The organism is Gilliamella sp. A7 (genome assembly GCF_002142015.1).
GTDB classification, from domain to species: domain Bacteria; phylum Pseudomonadota; class Gammaproteobacteria; order Enterobacterales; family Orbaceae; genus Gilliamella; species Gilliamella apis_A.
Genome location: NZ_NASN01000037.1, coordinates 1 through 24,721, shown reverse-complemented (window position 1 = coordinate 24,721; position 24,721 = coordinate 1). Strand labels below are relative to the sequence as shown.

At 36.6% G+C, this 24,721-nt stretch carries 20 protein-coding genes; 15 read left to right on the top strand and 5 right to left on the bottom strand.

The window, feature by feature from the left end; translation table 11 throughout:
- The 3 genes from B6D18_RS09085 to nusG form a co-directional block, all read left to right on the top strand.
- Positions 1 to 251, top strand: a 251-nt coding sequence (locus B6D18_RS09085) for an elongation factor Tu (RefSeq protein WP_086363562.1), incomplete at its 5' end; no start/stop codon positions are given.
- A 134-nt stretch (positions 252 to 385) separates the two neighbouring features.
- Positions 386 to 787 (top strand): preprotein translocase subunit SecE, encoded by a 402-nt coding sequence (gene secE / locus B6D18_RS09080; RefSeq protein WP_086364160.1) that lies wholly within the window; start codon positions 386 to 388, stop codon positions 785 to 787.
- A gap of 1 nt (position 788) precedes the next feature.
- The gene (gene nusG / locus B6D18_RS09075; protein ID WP_065602493.1) at positions 789 to 1,334 is read left to right on the top strand and encodes a transcription termination/antitermination protein NusG; all 546 of its coding nucleotides are present in this window, start codon (positions 789 to 791) and stop codon (positions 1,332 to 1,334) included.
- Positions 1,335 to 1,429: 95 nt separating this feature from the next.
- On the opposite strand, the gene B6D18_RS09070 is transcribed toward nusG, so the two are convergent.
- Positions 1,430 to 3,352 carry an ABC transporter ATP-binding protein gene (locus B6D18_RS09070; RefSeq protein WP_086364159.1) on the bottom strand — a complete coding sequence of 641 codons (1,923 nt, stop codon included), beginning with the start codon at positions 3,350 to 3,352 and terminating at the stop codon, positions 1,430 to 1,432.
- 90 nt (positions 3,353 to 3,442) lie between these two features.
- Between B6D18_RS09070 and B6D18_RS09065 the strand changes: the two genes are divergently transcribed.
- A complete protein-coding gene (locus B6D18_RS09065; protein ID WP_086364162.1) occupies positions 3,443 to 4,603 on the top strand; it encodes a sugar diacid recognition domain-containing protein in 1,161 nt (386 codons plus the stop codon).
- 78 nt (positions 4,604 to 4,681) lie between these two features.
- On the opposite strand, the gene garD is transcribed toward B6D18_RS09065, so the two are convergent.
- Positions 4,682 to 6,220, bottom strand: a complete 1,539-nt coding sequence (gene garD / locus B6D18_RS09060) for a galactarate dehydratase (RefSeq protein WP_086364161.1) — start codon at positions 6,218 to 6,220, stop codon at positions 4,682 to 4,684.
- Between the two features lie 456 nt (positions 6,221 to 6,676).
- On the opposite strand from garD, the gene B6D18_RS09055 reads away from it, so the two are divergent.
- The 6 genes from B6D18_RS09055 to B6D18_RS09030 all read left to right on the top strand — a co-directional run bounded on the left by B6D18_RS09055 (position 6,677) and on the right by B6D18_RS09030 (position 13,708).
- A complete protein-coding gene (locus B6D18_RS09055) occupies positions 6,677 to 8,008 on the top strand; it encodes an MFS transporter (RefSeq protein ID WP_034900846.1) in 1,332 nt (443 codons plus the stop codon).
- Between the two features lie 39 nt (positions 8,009 to 8,047).
- On the top strand, positions 8,048 to 9,385 hold the full coding sequence (locus tag B6D18_RS09050; RefSeq protein ID WP_086364158.1) for an enolase C-terminal domain-like protein: 1,338 nt from the start codon (positions 8,048 to 8,050) through the stop codon (positions 9,383 to 9,385).
- Between the two features lie 42 nt (positions 9,386 to 9,427).
- Positions 9,428 to 10,762 (top strand): glucarate dehydratase, encoded by a 1,335-nt coding sequence (gudD, locus tag B6D18_RS09045; RefSeq protein WP_086364157.1) that lies wholly within the window; start codon positions 9,428 to 9,430, stop codon positions 10,760 to 10,762.
- Between the two features lie 47 nt (positions 10,763 to 10,809).
- On the top strand, positions 10,810 to 11,580 hold the full coding sequence (gene garL, locus B6D18_RS09040; RefSeq protein ID WP_086364156.1) for a 2-dehydro-3-deoxyglucarate aldolase: 771 nt from the start codon (positions 10,810 to 10,812) through the stop codon (positions 11,578 to 11,580).
- A gap of 36 nt (positions 11,581 to 11,616) precedes the next feature.
- A complete protein-coding gene (gene garR, locus B6D18_RS09035; RefSeq protein WP_086364155.1) occupies positions 11,617 to 12,498 on the top strand; it encodes a 2-hydroxy-3-oxopropionate reductase in 882 nt (293 codons plus the stop codon).
- Positions 12,499 to 12,559: 61 nt separating this feature from the next.
- Positions 12,560 to 13,708 carry a glycerate kinase gene (locus B6D18_RS09030; protein WP_086364154.1) on the top strand — a complete coding sequence of 383 codons (1,149 nt, stop codon included), beginning with the start codon at positions 12,560 to 12,562 and terminating at the stop codon, positions 13,706 to 13,708.
- Positions 13,709 to 13,756: 48 nt separating this feature from the next.
- On the opposite strand, the gene B6D18_RS09025 is transcribed toward B6D18_RS09030, so the two are convergent.
- Positions 13,757 to 15,760 carry an OPT family oligopeptide transporter gene (locus B6D18_RS09025; RefSeq protein WP_086364153.1) on the bottom strand — a complete coding sequence of 668 codons (2,004 nt, stop codon included), beginning with the start codon at positions 15,758 to 15,760 and terminating at the stop codon, positions 13,757 to 13,759.
- A gap of 236 nt (positions 15,761 to 15,996) precedes the next feature.
- Between B6D18_RS09025 and mazG the strand changes: the two genes are divergently transcribed.
- The 5 genes from mazG (at position 15,997) to B6D18_RS12910 (ending at position 18,560) form a co-directional block, all read left to right on the top strand.
- On the top strand, positions 15,997 to 16,794 hold the full coding sequence (mazG, locus tag B6D18_RS09020) for a nucleoside triphosphate pyrophosphohydrolase (RefSeq protein WP_086364152.1): 798 nt from the start codon (positions 15,997 to 15,999) through the stop codon (positions 16,792 to 16,794).
- Positions 16,787 to 17,227, top strand: coding sequence for a hypothetical protein (locus B6D18_RS09015; RefSeq protein WP_086364151.1), 441 nt, complete (start codon positions 16,787 to 16,789; stop codon positions 17,225 to 17,227). Before mazG ends, B6D18_RS09015 begins: the two co-directional genes overlap by 8 nt.
- Before the next feature lie 89 nt (positions 17,228 to 17,316).
- Entirely contained in the window at positions 17,317 to 18,009 is a 693-nt protein-coding gene (locus B6D18_RS09010) for a glutathione S-transferase family protein (RefSeq protein WP_086364150.1), read from the top strand.
- Positions 18,010 to 18,030: 21 nt separating this feature from the next.
- Positions 18,031 to 18,360 (top strand): hypothetical protein, encoded by a 330-nt coding sequence (locus B6D18_RS09005; RefSeq protein WP_086364149.1) that lies wholly within the window; start codon positions 18,031 to 18,033, stop codon positions 18,358 to 18,360.
- Positions 18,361 to 18,437: 77 nt separating this feature from the next.
- Positions 18,438 to 18,560 carry a hypothetical protein gene (locus B6D18_RS12910; RefSeq protein ID WP_256363487.1) on the top strand — a complete coding sequence of 41 codons (123 nt, stop codon included), beginning with the start codon at positions 18,438 to 18,440 and terminating at the stop codon, positions 18,558 to 18,560.
- A gap of 113 nt (positions 18,561 to 18,673) precedes the next feature.
- On the opposite strand, the gene B6D18_RS09000 is transcribed toward B6D18_RS12910, so the two are convergent.
- Both B6D18_RS09000 and gltB read right to left on the bottom strand, forming a co-directional pair.
- Positions 18,674 to 20,086, bottom strand: coding sequence for an FAD-dependent oxidoreductase (locus B6D18_RS09000; protein ID WP_086364148.1), 1,413 nt, complete (start codon positions 20,084 to 20,086; stop codon positions 18,674 to 18,676).
- A gap of 14 nt (positions 20,087 to 20,100) precedes the next feature.
- Positions 20,101 to 24,558 carry a glutamate synthase large subunit gene (gene gltB / locus B6D18_RS08995; RefSeq protein ID WP_086364147.1) on the bottom strand — a complete coding sequence of 1,486 codons (4,458 nt, stop codon included), beginning with the start codon at positions 24,556 to 24,558 and terminating at the stop codon, positions 20,101 to 20,103.
- Positions 24,559 to 24,721: the final 163 nt, after the last annotated feature.

The following is a 24,721-nucleotide window of genomic DNA, read 5'->3' as shown; positions in this document are numbered from 1 at the left end:
TAAGTAAAGATGAAGGTGGTCGTCATACTCCATTCTTCAAAGGTTACCGTCCACAGTTCTACTTCCGTACAACAGACGTAACAGGTACTATTGAATTACCAGAAGGCGTAGAAATGGTAATGCCAGGTGATAACATCAAAATGACAGTATCATTAATTCACCCAATCGCAATGGCAGACGGCTTACGTTTCGCTATTCGTGAAGGTGGTCGTACTGTTGGTGCTGGTGTTGTTGCTAAGGTTATTAAATAATTTCAGCAATCTCGATCATAGAAAGGGTATCTTTTGATACCCTTTCTTACCTAGTCTGTTTAGCAAAATGTTTTTAGAGAAAGAGCATTTTGGAAAATGGATAATATTATAAATAACATAATTATAGGTTTTATATGCTAGTAAGTAACGAGAGTCAAGATACAAGTACTGTTCTAGACAAATTTAAATGGTTTTTGGTTCTAGTATTAATTGCGTTAATTGTTTGGGGAAATTATTATTTCTCTTTACCTAATGATATATATCAGCCAAATGCCATTGTTCGAATTATTGCAGTTGTTGTGGTTTCGCTTTTAACCTTATTTATTGCATTTACAACCGCTAAAGGAAAATTGTTTATAACATTTCTGCAAGAATCACGAAAAGAACTTAGAAAAGTTGTATGGCCTACTCGTAAAGAGACCGTACAAACAACCTTATTAATCGCTGTCATTACTGTTATTGTTGGTACTGCGCTTTGGGGAATGGATTCTTTGTTCCGTTCAATCATTTTTTATTTAACTTCAATAGGGCGTTAATATGAGTGAAACACAACAAAAACGCTGGTATGTGATCCAAGCTTATTCTGGCTATGAAGCACGTGTTGCACAATCATTACGTGAATATATTAAATTACATAATATGGAAGATTCTTTTGGGGAAGTTTTAGTGCCAACCGAAGAAGTTGTTGAAATGAAAAGTGGACAACGCCGTAAAAGCGAACGTAAATTTTTCCCAGGTTATGTTTTAGTTGAAATGATGATGAACGATGCAACCTGGCATTTAGTTAAAAGTGTACCAAGAACAATGGGATTCATTGGTGGAACATCAGATAGACCAGCACCAATTAGCCAACGTGAAGTTGATGCAATTATGAATCGTCTACAGCAAGTTGGTGATAAACCGCGTCCTAAAACACTATTTGAGCCAGGTGAACTTGTTCGGGTTAACGAAGGTCCATTTGCTGACTTCAATGGTGTAGTTGAAGAAGTGGATTATGAAAAAAGCCGCTTAAAAGTATCGGTTTCTATTTTTGGTCGTTCTACTCCAGTTGAACTTGATTTTAGCCAAGTAGAAAAAAGCTAAAAACTTAACAGTTTACTGCACAATATTTATAAAAAACACAGAGTTTATACTCTGTGTTTTTTTATTTTAAGCAAATAAATTTTATTGAATTATTATTACTCAGCTGCAAATTCTTCTAACTGTTGTTGTAAATCAAACCAATTTGACTCTGCTGCATCTAATTCTGCTTTTAAATTACTTTGATTGAGCAGCAACTGCGTAAGTTCTGTTTTTTTATCTGAACCGTAAAGATCGGGATCCGCTAATTGCTCTTCAATAATTTTTAATTGATCATTTAATCGAGCAATAATTTTCTCTTCTTTTTGTAACTGCTTTTTAAGTGGCTGTAATTGTGCTCGAGCCTCAGCATCTTTGCGTTTTTGCTCTTTACGTTCTTGAGCTGAAACTTTAGGTAAACTTTCCTTTTTTATTGGCTTATTTATTTCTTGCGGTTGATTTTCTGCTTTCTGTTCTTCCGTAAGCCATTTATGATAATCATCAAGATCGCCATTAAAAGGTTCGACTTTATGATCATGAACTAAGTAAAACTCATCAGTAGTAGAACGTAATAAATGCCTATCATGCGAGACCACAACTAATGCACCTTCAAAATCGATTAATGCTTCAGTCAATGCTTGTCGCATATCTAAATCTAAGTGGTTTGTTGGTTCATCGAGCAACAGTAAATTTGGTTTTTGCCAAACAATTAACGCTAAAACTAATCGAGCCTTTTCTCCACCAGAAAATGTTTTTACTGGTTCACTAACTTTATCACCATGAAAATCAAAACCTCCTAAATAATTACGTAATTCTTGTTCGGTATTTTTCGGCTCAGCAAGTTGTTTTAAATGCCATAAAGCTGATTCATCTGCTCGTAAATATTCTAATTGGTGTTGAGCAAAATAGCCAAGTTGTACCCCTTTAGCCAAGCCAACTTGACCTTGCATTGGCGGTAATTCACCTGCCAATAACTTGATGAGTGTTGATTTACCAGCACCATTACGACCTAATAAACCTATGCGAGAACCTGGAACTAAATTAAGTTTAATCTGTTCTAATACAATTTTGTCACCATAGCCGGCAACGATATTTTCCATCGTTAATAAAGGACTTGGTAAGAATTCAGGTTGTCTAAATTTAAAGTGAAATGGATTATCGACATGTGCTGGTGCAATTAATTCCATTCTTTCTAACATTTTTATTCGGCTTTGAGCTTGTTTAGCCTTAGTTGCTTTAGCCCTAAAACGATCAATATAGCTTTGTAAATGTGCAACTTTAAGTTGCTGGCTTTCATACATTGATTGTTGCTGAGCCAGTTTTGCTGAGCGTTGTGTTTCAAATGATGAATAGTTACCGGTATACTCAAATAATTTCTTTTGTTCAATGTGAATAATTTTATTAACCAAAGGATCTAAGAAATCACGGTCATGTGAAATTAAAATAAGTGTACCTTGATAATTACTTAACCATTTTTCTAACCACATCACGGCATCTAAATCAAGATGGTTGGTTGGTTCATCAAGAAGAAGTAAATCAGAACGGCACATTAACGCTTGCGCTAAATTCAGTCGCATACGCCAACCACCAGAGTACGATTTAACTGGTAACGTTAATTGTTCATTGGAAAAACCTAAACCATGCAATAATGTTGCTGCTCGAGAGCGGATAGTCCAAGCATCAATATTATCAAGTTTTTCATGGATAAGCGCAATTTGCTCACCATTATTTTTTTCGTAAGCAATCTCTAAATCTTGCTCTAATTTTCGAAACTCACGATCACCATCAATAACATATTCGATAGCGGCTGTATCTAATGCTGGAGTTTCTTGATTTACCCATGCTAATTGCCATTGTGCAGGAATAGAAACACTGCCGGCATCAGTTTGAATTTCACCTTTAATTAATGAAAAAAGAGTGGACTTACCACAGCCATTTTTACCGACTAATCCAACTTTCTGTTTAGGATTTATTGTTGCAGATGCATTATCTAAAAGTAGATTAATACCCCTACGAATTTGGATAGAATCAAACACTATCATGACGAAGTCACCTATGATTCAATATAAAATGTGTTATGCTAACAAAAAATAAAGCGTATGCAAAATGATAATAGGAAATTTAACATGGTAATGACTTCTTATTGCCTAACCCCTAAAATTGCCCAACAGATCGTTGAAAGAACCATGAAAATTATTGATTGTAATATCAATGTAATGAATGCAGATGGTTGTATTATTGGCAGTGGTGATTTAGAACGTATTGGGGAATTACATGAAGGTGCAATACTGGCTATATCGCAAAAAAGGACTGTTTCAATTGATGGCACAATGGTTAAACGTCTGAAAGGCGTTAAACCGGGTATCAATTTACCATTAAAACTTAATGATCGCATCGTTGGCGTTATTGGTTTAACTGGTGAACCATCAGATATTCGGCAATTTGGTGAATTGGTTTGTATGTCAGCAGAAATGATGATGGAACAAACCCAATTATTACAAGAATTATCTTATGATAATCGTCTAAAAGAAGAATTAATTCTTACTTTAATTGAAAAAGAAGTTTTGCCTGAAAGTATGGTTCAATGGGTTAAACGATTAGATATTAATTTGCAGTTACCACGGGTAGTATGCATGATTGAAGTGGATAGTGGCCAATTAGGCATTGATACTGCAATGAGCGAGTTACAACATCTACAAAATCAAATACAACATGTAAGCCAACATAATTTAGTAGCCATTAAATCCATTACTGAGTTAGTTATTTTAATTCCGGCTTTAAATCGTTATGGACGCTGGGATCTATCGGAGCACAAAAGGAAATTAGAACAATTAGTGATTACAATCAAAGATTCTACTCATTTAGACATTCGAATTTCATTGGGTAACTATTTTGAACAACATCCTTATCCATTAGTTAAATCTTATCAAACAGCTAAAACAACTATGTTAATTGGTAAGCAAAGAATGCCGAATATCCGTAATTATTATTACCAAGAACTTATTCTTCCCGTTTTATTACATGGTTTAAGTTATGATTGGCAAGCTGAAGAATTATTATTACCTTTGAAGAAGTTAAGGATGGGTGATAATAATGGCGTATTGCAAAAAACATTGCAAACATGGTTTAAGAATAATGTACAAAATGGTGATACAGCCAATGAGCTGTTTATTCACCGCAATACATTAGAATATCGATTAAATAAAATTGCTAATTTAACTGGTTTAAATCTAGCCAAATTTGACGATCGTTTATTATTATATATTGGCTCACAATTGGACAGAAACGAATAAATTCCAAATACACTTTTTATTTTTTAATAATCAAAGTGTATTTAGAATCGCAATTAATTATATATTTATTTTATTTTTTTAGGTCACTGGCGCCGGATTAAAAATAGCTAGTGGATTGTATAATTTCCAATGATCTGACCATGGTTGTTTGCGCCCACTAGCCACATCTAGGATTAAATGGAAAAGCCGCCAACCAATATCCTCAATAGTTGCTTCACCTAAAGCAATATCTCCAGCACTAATATCAATAAGGTCGAACCATTGTTCTGCGACAATATTACGGCTAGACATTTTAATCACAGGTACCATCGCTAATCCATAAGGTGTTCCGCGACCAGTAGTGAAAACTTGTAAGGTAATACCTGATGCAACTTGTTGAGCTCCACAAACAAAATCACTAGCTGGCGTTGCAGCAAAAATTAAGCCTTTTTTGGTAGGTCTTTGACCAGGAGATAACACTTCAATAATCGGACTTGTGCCGGATTTTGCAATAGATCCCATTGCTTTTTCAACTATATTATTTAAGCCACCTTTCTTATTGCCGGGTGTAGTATTGGCACTACGATCAACTTTTCCTGCCGCAAGATATTCATCATACCATTGCATTTCTCGAATTAGTGCTTTACCGACTTCTTCATCAGCTGCTCTTGGTGTCAGCAAATGAATACCATCACGGACTTCTGTTACTTCAGAAAACATAACGGTTGCACCACATCTTACTAATAAATCAGAAGCAAAGCCTACTGATGGATTTGAGGTAACACCTGAAAATGCATCACTACCACCACATTGCATTCCGACGATTAATTCTGATGCAGGTACTGTTTCACGTTTACGTTGATTTAAACGTTGTAAGTGTTTTTCTGCCACACGCAAAATATGATCAACCATGGCTTTAAATCCATGTTCATCTTGTAAAGTAACAAGGTCATCATCTTCTAATTTTATCGGAATGGTATCGTGAGTACCTTTAAGTAGTCTCTCTGGTTGTAACTTTTCACATCCTAAACTGATGACCATAATTTCGCCACCGAAATTAGGATTCTTAGCTAAGTTATGAATAGAACGAATTGGTACAATTGCTGCTGGAGCGTCAATGGCTACACCACAACCATATAAATGGGTTAGTGGCACGACGCCATCTACATTAGGATATTTTGGTAATAAATCACGTTCAATGATTTTGGCAACATATTCAACAACGCCTGAAACACAATTAACACTCATGGTAATACCAAGTATATTCCTAGTGCCTACAGAACCATCTTTATTGCGGTAGCCTTCAAAAGTATAACCTTCTAAAGGTGGTAATGGATCCGCTTTTTTAGTTGCTATTTCTAACTCATGTAATTCTGGTGCGGTCGGCATTAATGTTACCGCTTCATTTATCCAACAACCCTGTTTAATATCGGTTTTGGCATAACCAATTGTTTCTCCATAGCGTATTATCGCTTGTCCTTGGTTGATATCACTTAATGCAACTTTATGCCCTTGTGGTACATCTTCAATTAATTGTAATCCATTGTCAAAAATCGTACCTTTGGGTAATCCATTATTATTGACAACAATCGCAACATTATCAATTTCTTTGATTTTGATAAAGAGCGGCTTATTAATTTGCTTCTCCATTACTCAACTCCCATTATGCTAATTAACTTTTTATATATTAATTAATAGCAAATTAAATTTTATAACATTTCTCATAATTTATTTGTTATATCTTAAATCTGAATAAAATAAATAGCATTGTGCATGTTCACAATTATCGGCTCATAAATCTGCAAAATATCATAAAAATCCCCATAAAAGTCGTTTTGTATCACAAAATTTTGCCGTTTTAGTGATTTTTTGTGAAGAACGTAACATTAATTTGTGTATTTGCATATAAATAAATGTAATTTGTGCTTATTTTTTGTGGTTTTAACCAATGAATTTTTATGGTGAACCCTCCATACTTATTTACTATTAGTGGATTATCTTAGAAACGTAAAAAAGTCTATTTATTTTCTACTTCAGCTATACCTTTTATATTTAATAATTAGATTTAAGAAATTATAAGTTTAGGAGCTAAACATGGAAATAAACAAAACCAAACAAAAAAGGACTAACGCCAGATGGATGACGGTCGTTTTTTTATTTATAGTTACAGCTATTAATTACGGCGATAGAGCAACATTAGGTATAGCCGGAAAAGCAATGTCAGGGGAATTAGGATTTGATGCCGCAGCCATGGGATGGGTTATGTCTTCATTTGGTATTGCTTACGTAATAGGACAATTACCAGGAGGATGGTTACTAGATAGATTCGGTTCTAAACGAGTTTATTTTTTAAGTATTCTATTTTGGTCTATTTTTACTCTATTACAAGGGACTGTACACTTTTTTATTGGTGCTTGGGCACTAATTATGCTTTTTACCTTCCGTTTTTTAATGGGACTTGCCGAAGCACCTTCATTCCCAGGAAACAGCCGTATAACCGCCGCTTGGTTTCCAGCTAAAGAAAGAGCAACAGCAGTAGCTATTTTTAACTCTGCACAATATTTTGCAACCGTCATTTTTGCACCAATTATGGGTTGGTTGACTCATGAGTATGGTTGGCAATCAGTATTCTTCTTTATGGGAGGATTGGGTATTTTTGTCAGTGCTGTTACTTTGTTTGTTATTCGCAACCCGAAAGATCATCCTTTAGCTAATCAAGCTGAAGTTGATTATATCGTTGAGGGTGGTGCTTTAGTTGATATGGATCAGAAAAAAGACAATGGTAAACAAGAAGGTCCAAAATTAGGTTATTTATGGCAATTATTGACCAATAGAATGTTGCTTGGTGTTTATTTAGGTCAATATTGTATTAACTGTTTAACATTCTTCTTTATTACTTGGTTCCCTATTTATTTAGCAACACAACGTGGAATGAATATTAAAGAAGTAGGCTTTGCTGCTGCAGTTCCTGCTATTTGTGGCTTTATTGGTGGAATTAGTGGTGGGGTTATTTCTGATTTCATTATGCGCAAAACCAATTCTTTATCAATAGCCCGTAAAACACCAATCATTTTAGGCATGTTATTTTCAATGACTATGATCATGTGTAATTACGTTGATTCAATTGGACTAGTTATTTTATTTATGTCGATGGCTTTCTTCGGCAAAGGTGTTGGTGCGTTAGGTTGGGCAGTAATGGCCGATACAGCACCAAAAGAGATGAGTGGTCTAGCTGGTGGTTTATTCAATATGTTTGGTAATGCATCAAGTATCATTTCTCCAATTATTATTGGTTATATTGTGGCATGGACAGGGCGTTTTGAATGGGCATTAGTATTTGTTGCCGGTCATGCGTTTGTTGCTGCTTTTAGTTATTTAGTCCTTGTTGGTCCAATTAAACGAATGGAATTAAAGAAAAAAGACTAAATAATAGTAAAACAAATTTATGAAATGGAGAATCGTAATATGAATACTCAATCAGTGCCAATTATTACTTCAATGCAAGTTATACCTGTTGCCGGTTACGACAGTATGTTGATGAACATTGGCGGCGCTCATGGTCCATACTTTACCCGTAATATTGTTATATTAACGGATAGCTCTGGTCATGTTGGGGTGGGTGAGGCTCCTGGTGGTTCAACAATTGAAAATGCATTGAAGGAAGCTTGTGCACATGTTGAAGGTAGACCTATTTCGATTCTTAATCGTATCGTAAATGATATGCATCAAGGCTATTTAGATTCTGATTATGATACTTTTGGTAAAGGTGCATGGACATTTGAACTACGGGTTAATGCTGTTGCAGCTTTAGAATCAGCACTATTAGATTTAATGGGGCAATTTTTAAATGTGCCTGTGGCTGAACTATTGGGTGGTGGCAAACAAAGAGATGAAGTAACTGTTTTAGGCTATTTGTTTTATATTGGCGATGATAAGAAAACTGATCTACCTTATGACCAGCCACTCAAAAACGGTCATGAATGGTACAACATTCGACGCCGTGAAGCGATGACAGTACAGTCGGTAATAGAATTAGCTGAAGTAGCAAAAGATCGCTATGGTTTTAAAGATTTCAAAATGAAAGGTGGTGTATTAGCTGGTGAAAAAGAGATTGAAACCGTCACAGAGCTAAAAAAACGTTTTTCAGATGCTCGAATTACTTTAGATCCTAATGGCGGTTGGTTATTGGAAGATGCTATACAATTATGTAAAGGGCTTAACCATGTCCTGACTTATGCAGAAGACCCTTGTGGTGCAGAGAATGGTTATTCCGGACGTGAAGTAATGGCAGAATTTCGTCGTGCCACAGGTCTACCAACAGCAACGAATATGGTTGCAACAAATTGGCGAGAAATGTGTCACTCAATTATGCTACAAGCCGTTGATATACCTTTAGCAGATCCGCATTTTTGGACTTTAACTGGTGCAAGTCGGGTTGCTCAGCTTTGTCATGAATGGGGATTAACTTGGGGTTGCCATTCTAATAATCATTTTGATATCTCTTTAGCGATGTTTAGCCATGTTGGCGCATCAGCACCAGGCAATCCAACCGCACTTGATACTCATTGGATATGGCAGGAAGGACAGGCCAGATTGACTAAAAATCCATTAGAAATAAGTAATGGCAAAATTAAACTGCATGATAAACCAGGATTAGGCATTGAATTAGATATGCAACAAATTATGAATGCTCATGAATTACATAAAAAATTAGCAAATGGCGCACGTAATGATGCAATTGCAATGCAGTATTTAATACCTGGTTGGCAGTTTGATCGTAAACGACCTTGCATGGTTCGTTAAAACAGAATTAGAAAAATAGAAGAAATTTAAGAGGTTAATATTATGAGTTTATCAACGCCAATTATAACGGAAATGAATGTTTATCCGGTCGCTGGATATGACAGTATGCTACTTAATTTAAGTGGTGCACATTCACCGTATTTTACTCGGAATATTGTTATCCTGAAAGATAACTCAGGCAACATTGGTGTCGGCGAAGTACCGTGCGTCGGAACGGTTACTAAAACATTAGAAGATGCTAAACCATTAGTTGTTGGTCAATCTATTGGTCAATATAAAAATGTGATGAATCGAGTGCGCCTTCAATTTGCTGATCGTGATGTCGGTGGCCGAGGCAATCAGACATTTGATCAACGTTCAACAATTCACGTTGTTACTGCGATTGAAGCGGCAATGCTAGATTTACTTGGTAAACATTTAGGCGTTACCGTAGCATCATTACTTGGCGATGGTCAACAACGTGATGAAGTGGAAATGTTAGGATACTTATTTTATGTCGGTGATCGCAACAAAACAGATCTACCTTATCAAAGCCAAAATGATGAAAAATGCGATTGGTATCGCTTACGACATGAAGAAGCACTAACGCCTGAAAAAATTGCCCAATTGGCTGAAGCTACTTATGAAAAATATGGCTTTCGTGATTTCAAATTAAAAGGCGGTGTTTTATCAGCAGAAGATGAAGCAGAAGCGGTAATAGCAATTAAAAAGAAATTCCCAGAAGCTCGAGTAACACTTGACCCTAACGGAGGATGGCTATTAGAGGAAGCGATTCGTATAGGTAAATATTTGAAAAATACTTTGGCTTATGCAGAGGACCCTTGTGGTGCGGAACAAGGTTATTCAGGACGAGAAGTGATGGCTGAATTTCGCCGGGCCACCGGTTTACCGACTGCTACCAATATGATTGCAACTGATTGGCGTCAAATGGGACATACATTATCGTTACAATCTGTTGATATTCCATTGGCTGATCCACACTTTTGGACCATGAATGGCTCAGTTCGTGTTGCGCAAATGTGTCATGAATTTGGTTTAACATGGGGTTCACATTCTAATAACCATTTTGATATCTCTTTAGCTATGTTCACTCACGTAGGTGCCGCAGCGCCAGGCAATCCAACTGCGCTCGATACTCATTGGATTTGGCAGGAAGGTAACCAACGTTTAACTAAAGAACCATTACAAATTATCAATGGTAAAATTAAGGTGCCTGAAAAACCAGGATTAGGCATTGAAATTGATATGGATCAAGTAATGAAAGCTCATGAGTTATTTAAGAAAATGGGTCTTGGTAATCGAAATGATGCAATGGCCATGCAATATTTAATTCCTGGTTGGCAGTTTGATAATAAAAAACCATGTTTGGTTAGATAATTGAATTATTGTTGTCAAAATTAACTTGAGAATTTAAAAGGTAAATTATGAAAAAAATAACTTGCCACAACCAATTTAAGCAAGACATGTTAGAACGTAAAAAACTTATTGGTTGTTGGGCTGCTTTAGGAAATCCAATTTCAACAGAAATACTTGGTTTAGCTGGTTTTGATTGGTTATTACTGGACGGTGAGCATGCGATTAATGATGTTACCACCTTTGTACCGCAATTGATGGCATTAAAAGATAGTACTAGTGCGCCAGTAGTTCGTCCAGCTTGGAATGATCAAGTTTTAATTAAACGATTACTTGATATTGGATTTTATAACTTCTTAATTCCATATGTAGAAACGGTAGAACAAGCCAAATCAGCAGTAGCTTATACCCGCTATCCACCTGAGGGCGTAAGAGGTGTTTCTGTCTCTCATCGTAGTAATGGCTTTGGCACTATTACTGATTATTTTACTAAAATTAATCAAAATATTTGTGTTATGGTACAAATTGAAACTCAACAAGCAGTTGATAATGTTGAGGAAATAACTGCAGTTGATGGTATTGATGGTATTTTTGTTGGACCAAGTGATCTTTCTGCTTCACTGGGTCATTTTGGCAATCCGAAACATCCTGAAGTGCAAGCAGCGATAAAACATGTTTTTGAGGTTGCTAAAGCACAAGGTAAAGCGTGCGGTATTTTGGCGCCGATTGAAGCTGATGCTCATCATTATATAGAAATGGGGGCAACATTCGTTGCTGTAGGTAATGATCTTGGTTTGTTAAGAAGTTCAACTCAAGCATTAGCAGATAAATTTTTAAAGTAACGAATACTATTTTAGTCGTAAAAAAAGGAGAGTAAAATGAAAGTTGGTTTTATTGGTTTAGGTATTATGGGTAAACCGATGAGCAAAAACCTGTTAAAAGCAGGTTATTCATTAGTAGTTTGTGATAAGAATCAATCTGCAGTAGACGAAGTAGTAGCTGCAGGGGCACAAAGTGCCGTAAATGCTAAAGAAGTCGCTAAACTTTGTGATGTGATTATTACTATGTTACCAAATTCGCCTCATGTAAAAGAGGTTGTATTAGGTGAGGATGGAATAATTGATGGTGCTAAACCAGGTACTACGATTATTGATATGAGTTCAATTGCACCGCTGGCAAGTCGTGAAATTCATGATGAAGTCGTTAAAAAAGGATTGGCAATGTTAGATGCGCCAGTGAGTGGTGGTGAACCTAAAGCAATTGATGGTACTTTATCGGTCATGGTAGGTGGTGATAAAGCTATCTTTGATAAACATTATGACATCATGAAAGCCATGGCAGGCTCAGTGGTTTACACCGGTGAAATTGGTGCTGGTAATGTAACTAAATTAGCAAATCAAGTCATTGTTGCTTTGAACATTGCGGCTATGTCAGAAGCATTAGTTTTAGCAACTAAAGCTGGTGTAAATCCAGAGTTAGTTTATCAAGCAATTCGCGGTGGATTAGCTGGAAGTACTGTACTAGATGCTAAAGCGCCAATGGTTTTAAATCGTAATTTTAAACCTGGCTTCAGAATTGATTTACATATCAAAGATTTACAAAATGCTTTAGATACTTCTCATGGTGTTGGCACATCATTGCCATTAACTGCATCTGTGATGGAAATGATGCAAGCCCTAAAAACTGATGGTTTGGGTGATTGTGATCATAGTGCATTAGCACGTTACTATGAGTCTTTAGCAAAAATAGAAATTAAATAATAAGGTTAAGATTGAGTATGGCGACATACTCAATACTTTGACTAATTGCATAAGGATAGATATGAAAATTGTCATTGCTCCTGATTCTTTTAAAGAAAGCCTGAGTGCTATTGAGGTAGCTAATATAATTAAAAATGGATTTTTAAACGTATACCCACAGGCTGAATACTTTTTGATTCCGGTTGCTGATGGTGGTGAAGGTACTGTTGATGCGATGGTTGATGCATTAGATGGTAATAAAATCACAGTATCGATTACCGACCCATTAGGTGAAAAAGGTTTGGCTTTTTATGGTATTTCAGGAGATGGACAAACAGCTGTAATTGAAATGGCCGCGGCAAGCGGACTTGAACGAGTTCCAGTTAATAAACGAGATGCGAAAATCACGACTTCATATGGTACTGGAGAATTAATCAAAGATGCACTAGATAAAGGTTGTAAAAAATTTATTATTGGTATTGGTGGGAGTGCTACCAATGATGGTGGCGCTGGCATGTTACAGGCTCTAGGTGTTAAGCTTCTTGATAAAGCCGGTAATCAAATTGGTTATGGTGGTGCTTCATTAAGCGAGCTTGATAAAATTGACATCAGTGAAATTGACCACAGAATTAAATTCTGTGATTTCGAAGTTGCTTGTGATGTTACTAATCCTTTGACTGGTGCGAATGGAGCTTCATTTATATTTGGTCCGCAAAAAGGCGCAACACAAGACGATGTTCGTTTACTTGATAAAAATTTGAAACATTTTGCTCAAGTAATAAAACGTAGCTTTAATATGGATATTGAATTTACCCCAGGGACGGGAGCTGCTGGTGGAATGGGGGCTGCTTTATTAGCATTTATGAATGCTAAATTAAGACCTGGAATTGAAATTATTACTGAAGCACTAAATCTAGATAAGCTTATTTCTAATGCAGATTTAGTTATTACCGGTGAAGGACGATTAGATCATCAGAGTATCAATGGTAAAGTACCAGTAGGGGTTGCTAGTATTGCCAAAAAATACCAAAAACCAGTAATTGCTATTGTTGGTAGTTTGGGTGACAAGGCCGAAACCATTTATCCTTATGGTATTAATGCCATGTTTAGTATTTTAAGCAAAGTTGCGACTTTGTCGGAAGTGCTAGAACCGGCAATGGCAGAAGCAAATCTTTATCAAACCTCGATGAATATTGCTTTAACACTTAATTTAGGTAGTAACCTTAAATAGTCATAAATACCCTTTATCAGTATTCTGATAAAGGGCATCATAATTATATTATCGTTTAAGTGCTGACAAAGATCTGCGAATAATAAGACAACAGATCGTAATGAAAACAAATAATCCTAAATATTGAGACATATCGCCTAAGTCAGGGAATATTGCCAGAGGTGCATCTCCACCACCATTAGTGATGCTAATAACAATCACAATGGCAAGTATAACACCAACTAAGCTTTCACCGACGATTAAGCCTGATGCAATTAAAGACGCTTTACGGTCTACTTTTTTGAACTCAATTTCTGGATCTAAATTTAGTTTTTGTGCTTTTGCATATGCTTGACGTTTTACTATCCATGATAATAATGAACCAGTAAATATAGCCAATGTAATACTTGGTGGTAAGTAAATACCTAATCCGATAGCTAAAGCAGGTAGACGGAATTTAGTTTTCTTTTTGGCTAAAATTAGGTCAATGATAATAACTGTTGCGCCTACAGCTAAACCTATCAAGATCATTGTCCAATCTAGATTATGAGAAAAAATTCCTTTAGCAATGGTCGTCATCAAAGTTGCTTGAGGCGCGGCTAATACTTGGGTAGGATCCATATTTGTACGAGGAACCGCACCAGTAAAACCATAAGCGTTATAGAGTATTTCAAGAATAGGGGCAATGACAATAGCACCGACAACACAACCAATTAAAAGGGCTACTTGTTGTCGCCATGGCGTGGCATGAACTAAATAACCTGTTTTCAAATCTTGTAAATTATCATTTGAAATACATGCAATTGATAGCACAACACTAGTTGTAAATAGGGCTAATGCAGTGATAAAGTCAGTTCCTTCGACAGAGGATAACATACCATGTGTTTCACTTAAGCCAAGTAATATTAGTGAAATAGCAATAGCGGCAACAATGGCAATACCTGATATAGGACTGGCTGAAGAACCAACTAAACCAGCCATGTAACCACAGGCAGCTGCAACTAAAAATCCCATAATAAATGCAAATAAAACTGCACAAATTACTAGTAACCAAGCAATACCAGTTGATAAACCGCTATCAGAAATAAAAGAGTGAAAGGTTGCAACTAAGATAATTAGCATGCCAGCCATAATGATAAAAATTGTTTTTGGCGACAAATCTCTATCTGTTCGCTCAATATCATTTACAGAAATATCAGAGCGAAGTGTTTTTAATGATGTTTTTAAACCCTCAATAACTGGTTTGATTAAAGTCAGTAATGTCCAGACTGCAGCAATTGCTATGGTACCTGCACCGATAAAACGAATATCTGTTGCCCACATTCCCATTGCTATTTTAGATAAAGGTTGCGAGGTATCATAATCTGTTAGCGCACTTAGGATTGGAATACCAAATCCCCAAGCTATAATGGTTCCGATTAATACCGCAATTCCTGAAATAATACCAATTAGGTAGCCAGCGCTGAGTAACGCTAATGAAAATCCCATTGGGATCTGAAATATCGATTTACCACCTGTAAACCAATAAGCAGTACTATCAGACAATAAACGAAATCCATTAGTAAATAAGCTCACTGTAGAGGCAATAATACCGCCAAATACAATATCCTTTAATCCATCATTTGCTTCTTTATCGTCAGTTTTCGAACCGGCTTTTAATATTTCAGCAGCAGCGACACCTTCTGGATAAGGTAAATCACTTTTTACTACCATAACATGACGTAATGGTATAGAAAATAATACTCCTAACATGCCGCCAGCAGCGCAAACCGCAAAAGTTAACCAGAAAGGAAAATTACTCCAATATCCCATCATTAATAAACCAGGCATAACGAAAATGACAGATGATAAAGTTCCAGCAGCAGAAGCTTGAGTTTGCACCATATTATTTTCTAAAATTGTCGATCCTGAAAATAATCGTAAAATAGCCATGGAAATGACGGCGGCAGGAATGGCTGATGAAAAAGTTAATCCGACTTTCAAGCCTAAATAGACATTGGAGGCTGTAAAGACGATAGTAATTAAAGCACCAAGAATGGTACCGCGTAGTGTAAGTTCTCGTAAATTATTCATACTACCTATATATTAAAGTTAAATTGATAGCCTGTTATTATATACTTAATTATGCTTTATCTGCTATAAAATCTACGATTAAGCTCAGATTTAGCTTCTTTTCATCGGTTTATTCACTGCAAGCTACTTTTATTTTAAACATTAAAATTTAAGCAAAATATCCATATTAAAGATTAGTAACTGAATAATTATGCTATGCTGGTTATATTCTTAATCATTAATCAATTGTGAGAAAAATGTTAAGCGAATTAAAACGATTGCAGGATATTACTAAAAAGTTGCGCAACCCTATTGATGGCTGTGAATGGGACAGCAAACAAACTTTTGACTCGTTAAAATCCTATACTTTAGAAGAGACCTATGAAGTCTTAGATGCAATTGATAGACAAGATATGGTTGAACTTAAAAGTGAACTGGGTGACCTACTGTTTCAGATTGTGTTTTATGCGGATTTAGCCAACGAACAAGGTTTGTTTAATTTTGATGATATTTGTCAATCAGTGACTGATAAATTGATAAGCCGTCATCCGCATATTTTTTCAAATAATATGAGTAAACCAAATTGGGAACAGCTTAAACAACAAGAACGTGATAAGCGGGAGCAATATTCGCTATTAGATGATATCCCCAATGCTATTCCGGCATTAATGAAGGCTGAAAAAATCCAAAAACGTTGTGAATCAGTTGGATTTGATTGGACTGAACTACAACCAGTTATAGCTAAAGTTAAAGAAGAACTTAATGAAGTTGAACAAGAATTGGCACAATCAACTATTGAGCAATCAAAAGTTGCAGAAGAAATGGGCGACCTGTTGTTTGCTACCGTCAATTTGGCAAGACATCTAAAAGTTAAATCAGAGTTATGCTTACAAAATGCTAATAACAAATTTATTAGGCGATTTAAACAAGTTGAATTGCTACTAAAGCAAAAAAATCGCAATTTAGTTGATGCAACACTTGAAGAAATGGAAGATGCATGGCAAATTGTCAAGCAAACAGAAAAATCATCTAGCGAAGTAAATAAAAATGACTGAACAAAAAAATGAATTATATCAAGAAATAGAGGCTTGGTCTCAAAATGCTATTTTACATAGCCCAACTTGGAGTATTAATCAATTAGATTACTCGGAAAAGAGTATTACTGTTATTGAAATGATTATTGGTGAAATGGCAGATAAAAGCTTTGGTCTTCCTGAAGAACAACTCAATATGATTTCACAAGAATATGGCTGTTATTTATTATTAACTGCACATAAATTATATGGTGGTCAGTTTTATTGGAATCAAGAATTAGAACAACCAATGTTAATTTGCTGTGAACCTGATTCGACCATAGCATTATTAACATGGAATAAAGTAAAAGGGCGTTTATTAGGCGATAAAACTGATCATATCGCTTATTTTCTAGATGAATTTGGCAAAGCAGTTTTTCAACCAGAAAAAGGTACCAATTTAGTTTATCTATAAATCACATTTGCAATAAATATGATTAAAAAAAGTTGCTAAACAGATAAGTTTTCCGACTTTAATAAATTTTGTTAAAAGGAGTTCTAAGTATGAACTATACACTTTATATTGGTAATAAAAACTACTCAACATGGTCTATGCGACCTTGGGTTGTATTAAAATATTTTGATATTCCTTTTAACGAAAAGCTAATTAAATTTGATAGTTTTGCTGATGATTCTTTGTTCAAAAGAACGATGTTCTCAGTTTCAAAATATGGCACGGTACCAATTCTCATTGATGATGATCTAGTAATAAGCGATTCTTTAGCTATTTGTGAATATTTGGCTGAAAAGCACAATGATTTAGCACTATGGCCGACTGATAGCAAAAAGAGGGCAATTGCTCGAAGTTTAGTGGCAAAAATGCATTCTGGATTTCAAGCTATTCGAAATTATTTGCCAATGAATATTGAGGCACAATTACCGGAAATAGGACAAATAATTTTACGAGATCACCAAGATGTAAAAAAAGAAATCATGTTTTTAGATGAGCTATTATCTTCGTTATTAACTTCAAAAAATTCAGATGGTGACTATTTGTTTGGTGATTTTAGTATAGCTGATGGATTTTATGCCCCTTTATGTTTAAGACTAAAAAATTATCATATAGCAACAAGTTCAGTTCTTAGCGATTATATTGATACTATTTGTAAAACTAAAGGTGTGAAAGATTGGATAGCAGATGCATTGCAAGAACAATCTTTTGTAGCCATGGATGAACCTTATCGTATACGCAGATAATTAAGCATTGCTGGAAATAATATGAAAATACCATCCCATCTAACTCAATATGCTATGGACATTATCGAAGATGAGTCCAATGGGGTAACATCTTTTTCTCTTCAGTCATCAACTAAAGAGCAATGGTTTGACATCTATTATTATGGTGAATTAGAAAATGGTTATATTACAGGGGTAGAACCGTCTTTCGCAAATATTAAAATTGTTGCAAAATCTACTAACAGTAAAGAAAAAATATTACTATTTGATGAAACTGAACATGGTTATAACGCAATGTTTTGTGATAGTCATTCTGATGAAGAAAAAGCGAATAGATTACTTGAAAAATTTAATGTTCCATCGTCAAAATAAAATTAACAATTGGTTATAGTATTGACTATGATTCAGAAAAAGAACTTTATGAGTTTGATGAACAAGGTAATGTAATATTGCTTGATGGGCGAAAAATAGCTTGGCAACAACTACTTTGTGACGGCATTGACTGGTTATCAATTATATTAATTGACGAAACTGGCAATGAACAAGTGATAGTGGATGCAGAGCTGTCTTAACAGTGATATCTATTTTATTGTCGAAACTGAACTATCACTGAAATAAATTTCTTTGCCATTAAAAAACCCGCTTGTATTGAAGCGGGTTTGATTTTTTAAACAATGATTAGTGATTACACTTCTAAGTAATCCAAGATTCCTTCAGCAGCTTTACGCCCTTCACTAATTGCCGTAACGACTAAATCAGAACCGCGTACCGCATCACCGCCAGCAAAGATTTTGGCATTGGTGGTTTGGTATCCTTTGATTTCTGGTGCTATTATTCTACCTCTATCATCAAAATCAACACCATGCTCAGCTAACCATGGCATAGCATGTGGTTTAAAACCAAATGCCATAACTACCGCATCAGCGGGAAGTACAAATTCTGAACCTTCGACAATCACTGGTGAACGACGGCCTTTTACATCTGGTTCACCAAGCTCGGTTCTGACCATTTTTACCCCAGTAACTTGGCCGCCATTATTGATTTCTATACTAAGAGGTTGCACATTAAATTGGAATTGTACGCCTTCTTCTTTAGCATTTTTTACTTCACGTTTAGATCCCGGCATGTTAGCTTCGTCACGACGATAGGCGCAAGTTACTTCAGTTGCACCCTGACGGATAGAAGTTCGAACACAATCCATTGCGGTATCTCCACCACCTAAGACCACGACACGTTTATTTTTCATGTCTATATATGGAGTATCTTCGGTTTGTTGATGTTGCATAATATGCTTAGTATTGGTAATTAAGAATGGTAATGCATCATAAACGCCATTAGCATCTTCATTTTCAAGCCCTGCACGCATTGATTGATAAGTACCCGCACCGACAAAGATAGCATCAAATTCATTGATAAGATCAGCTAATTGTACGGTTTTGCCGACTTCAGTATTTAGACGGAATTCAATCCCCATTTCGGTAAAGATGCGTCTACGATTAATTAAGACTTCTTTGTCTAATTTGAAGGCAGGGATACCGAAAGTTAATAAACCACCAATTTCTGGATGGCGATCGAAAACGACGGGTGTAATACCATTACGAACTAATACATCAGCACAAGCAAGACCTGCTGGGCCCGCGCCGATTATTGCGACTCTTAAGCCGGTTTTTTCAACATTAGATAAGTTTGGTTTCCAGCCCATTTTGAATGCTTCATCAGTAATATAACGTTCAATATTACCGATGGTTACGGCACCAAATTCAGCATTTAAGGTACAAGATCCTTCACACAGGCGATCTTGTGGACAAACTCGACCACATACCTCAGGTAAACTATTAGTTTGGTGAGATAATTCAACAGCCTCTAAAATTTTCCCTTCATTGACCAATTTTAACCAATTTGGAATGTAATTATGGACTGGGCAGCGCCATTCACAATAAGGGTTACCACAAGCAAGGCAACGATCTGCCTGTGCTTGAGATTGCGAAGCTGAAAAGCCTTCATAAATTTCTACAAATTCAATTTTACGAATGTTTAGCGATTTTTTAGGCGGATCGACACGTTGTAAATCGATAAACTGATAAACATTTTGACTCATATCGTGTTTTCTCCTTACTGTGCCTGAACACGTAGTTCAGCTGTTGAGCGACTACGGTGACCTAATAATGCTTTAACATCGCTAGATTTTGGTTTAACTAATACAAATTGTTTAGCAAAATCTTCCCAATTAGCTAATATTTCTTCAGCCCAAGTTGAATGGGTGAGTTGTGCGTGCTCCATAATTAAACCACGTAAGTGTTCTTCATGAATTGAATAGTCAGCAACATCTAACATTTCGACCAACTCTTTATTGATTCGCTTATGTAAATCGCCATCAGTATCTAAAATATAAGCAAAACCACCGGTCATACCAGCACCAAAGTTAACGCCTGTTTTACCTAAAACACAGACAATACCGCCAGTCATATATTCACAGCCATTATCACCAATGCCTTCAACCACACTTATAGCGCCTGAGTTACGTACTGCAAAACGTTCACCTGCTCGGCCAGCAGCAAATAATTTACCACCAGTGGCACCATATAAACAGGTATTACCTGCAATGGTCGCTTCATGGCTTAAAAATGCCGAACCTTGTGGTGGACGGATGACAATACGACCGCCAGCCATGCCTTTACCAACATAGTCGTTGGCATCGCCAGTCAGCGTTAAATCAACACCTCCTGCATTCCATACACCAAAGCTTTGTCCTGCAGTACCGTTGAAATTCAAGGATATAGGGGATGTGACTAAACCTTGATCGCCATATTTTTTAGCAATATAACCAGATAAAGTTGTACCAACAGAACGATCAGTATTTTGAATGTCAAAGTAGAAGCTTTTACTTTGACGATTATCCACTGTTTGTTGTGCTTGGGTTATAATCTCTTTATTCAGCACACCTTTATCAAACGGTTTATTGTCTTCAATACAGTGAACCGGTTTACCTTCTATTGGGGTTGCCGTTTCAAGCAAGCTTGATAGATCCAGTTTCTGTTGTTTTGCAGTAATGCCATCAAGTTCAAGAAGTAAATCTGTACGACCGATTAAATCAACGATTCGACTAACGCCTAGTTCAGCCATAACTTCACGAGTATTACGTGCAATAAAACGGAAATAGTTCATCGCTTTTTCTGGTAGACCATGATAATGATCACTACGTAACTTCTCATCTTGAGTTGCAACGCCGGTTGCACAGTTATTAAGATGACAAATACGGAGGTATTTACAACCCAATGCAACCATTGGTCCAGTACCAAAACCAAAGCTTTCAGCACCTAAAATTGCCGCTTTAACAATATCTGCACCAGTTTTTAGGCCACCGTCAACTTGTAAGCGTATTTTGTGACGTAAACCATTAGCAACTAATGATTGTTGGGTCTCAACTAAACCTAGCTCCCATGGTGATCCAGCATATTTAACCGAAGTTAACGGACTGGCTCCAGTACCGCCGTCGTAACCTGAAATAGTGATTAAATCAGCATAGGCTTTGGCAACACCGGTTGCGATAGTACCTACTCCCGGTTCAGAAACTAACTTAACCGAAATCATTGCGGTTGGATTAATCTGTTTTAGGTCAAAAATCAATTGCGCTAAGTCTTCAATTGAATAGATATCATGATGCGGTGGCGGTGAAATTAATGTCACACCTGGTACAGAAAAACGTAATTTTGCAATATAAGGAGTCACTTTATCACCAGGTAATTGACCACCTTCGCCCGGTTTTGCTCCTTGAGCGACTTTAATTTGAATAACATCAGCACTCATTAAATAACCTGGTGTTACACCAAATCGGCCAGAGGCAACTTGTTTAATACGTGATACTTTGATTGTGTTATAACGAGCAGGATCTTCTCCGCCTTCACCTGAGTTAGAAAAGCCACCTAAGGTGTTCATTGCTTCGGCTAATGATTCATGCGCTTCTGGACTTAATGCACCAATTGACATAGCTGCCGAGTCAAATCGTTTAAATAATGACTCTTCTGGTTCCACCTGATCAAGTGTGATAGCTGCATTTTCAGGTGGATTGAGTTTTAACAGATCTCGTAAGGTTGCAGCTGGTCGATTATTTACGATATCTACATAGCGCTTATAATCTTCATAATTACCATTATTTACCGCTTTTTGTAGTGATTGTACTACATCAGGATTGTAAGCATGGTATTCACCGCCATGCACAAATTTCAACAAGCCACCTTGTTCTAATGGTTTACGCCGTAGCCATGCTTTCTTAGAAAGATTGAACTGATCTTGAGCGAAATCATCAAAATTGGCACCACTAATACGGCTAGTTACTCCTTGGAAACAAAGTTCAACCACTTCTTCATTTAGACCTACGGCTTCAAATAGTTTAGAACAGCGGTAAGAGGCAACTGTTGAAATGCCCATTTTGGACATGATTTTGTATAAGCCTTTGTTAATGCCATTGCGATAATTAAGAATTGCTTCTCGATAAGACTTATTCACAGTTCCATTATCTACCATTTGAGCTAGGGTTTCATAGGCTAAATATGGATAGATTGCTGTTGCACCAAAGCCAAGTAACACAGCGAATTGATGTGGATCTCGACAACTTGCTGTTTCAACAATGATATTGGCATCACAGCGCAAGTTCTTTTCCACTAAACGTTGTTGTACAGCACCGACCGCCATTGGCGCAGGAATTGGTAAACGATCAGGAGCAATATTTCTATCTGATAAAATCAGTAATACTGTTCCTGCACGTACTTTTGCTTCGGCATCACCACATAATTGTTCAATTGCGTCACGTAAACTACCGTCAATTTCATATGTGATATCAAGCGTTTCTGATTTGTAATAACGTGATTCTAAAGTAGTTAATTGTTTAAAATCAGAATGAACCAATACTGGATATTTAAATGCAACCCGATGTGCCTGACCTTCTGCTTCGGCAAATACATTCATCTCACGACCGATACTAGTCGACAGCGACATGACATGTGCTTCGCGTAATGGATCTATTGGTGGATTGGTTACCTGAGCAAATTTTTGTCGGAAGTAGTCATAAATTAATCGGGGACGACTTGATAACACGGCAAATGGTGTATCATCGCCCATTGAGCCAGTTGCTTCTTGACCGTTTTCACCTAGAACTCGAATACATTGGTCGAGCTCTTCGGCACTATAACCAAATTGTTTTTGGTAAGTTGCAAGTAATGTATCATCATAATCACGAGAACCGATATCATCATCAGGAAGATCTTCAAATGGGATCAGACGTTTTACATTTTTAGTCATCCATTCTTTATATGGATGACGTTTTTGTAAATCATTATCGGTTTCTGAAGATTGTAAAATGCGACCTTCTTCAGTATCAATTACCAGTAATTCGCCCGGACCAACTCGCCCTTTGGTGACGACTTCATCTGGTTGATAGTCCCAAATACCGATTTCTGAAGCACAAGTGATGAGTTTATCTGTAGTAATAACATAACGAGCAGGACGTAAACCATTACGGTCTAAGTTACACGCAGCATAACGACCATCTGACATAACGATACCAGCAGGCCCGTCCCATGGTTCCATATGCATGGAGTTAAAATCAAAGAAAGCTCGTAAATCCTCATTCATATCTGGATTGTTTTGCCATGCTGGTGGTACTAGTAAACGCATCGCACGGACAATATCCATACCACCGACTAAAAATAGTTCCAGCATATTATCTAGCGAGCTTGAATCAGAACCGGTGACATTAACAAATGGTGCCGCATCTTGTAAATCTGGAATCAATGGTGTTTTAAATTTGTAAGATCGCGCTTTTGCCCATTGCCGATTACCTTCAATAGTATTGATCTCACCATTATGGGCTAAATGTCTAAAAGGTTGAGCAAGTGGCCAACGCGGTACAGTATTGGTTGAGAAACGTTGATGGAATAAACAGATTGCTGTTTCCATACGAATATCTGCCAAATCTAAATAGAATCGAGGTAAATCTTTTGGCATACATAAGCCTTTATAGATATTAACCTGATTTGAAAAGCTACAGACATAAAACGTATCATCTTGTACTCGTTTTTCAATACGACGGCGTACCATATACAAGCGACGTTCTAAATCGATTTTGGTCCAGCCGGCAGGTGCATTGACAAATACTTGCTCAATTCTTGGTAGTGATGAGAGTGCAATTTCACCAAGCACACTTTTATCAATTGGTACTTCTCGCCAACCTAAAACATATAAGGTTTCTTCTGCTAGCTCTTCTTCGACAATTTTACGGCTAGCTTGCGCTTCTGTTTCATCTTGACTTAAAAATAGCATGCCAACGGCATAATTAGCTGCTAAGCGCCAACCTGCGTCCTCGGCGACTAATCGGAAAAATCGATCTGGTTTTTGCATTAAAAGACCACAGCCATCACCGGTTTTACCATCCGATAATATGGCACCACGGTGTTGCATGCGAGCAAGTCCGTGAATTGCGGTACGCACCACTTTGTGACTTGGTTGCCCTTCAATGTGAGCAATTAAACCAAATCCGCAGTTATCTTTTTCATGATGCTGGTTATATAACATATCATTGCCTCAAATTCATCGTTATTATTTTTTGTGAAGGTATAGGCATTAATCCCATATTAGGTGTGAAGGTAATTAAAAATAAGTTTTAGGTCAAATAAATATTATTTATAAGTCAATATTTTAATCACTTAACACATATATATTAATGAAGCTTATATCT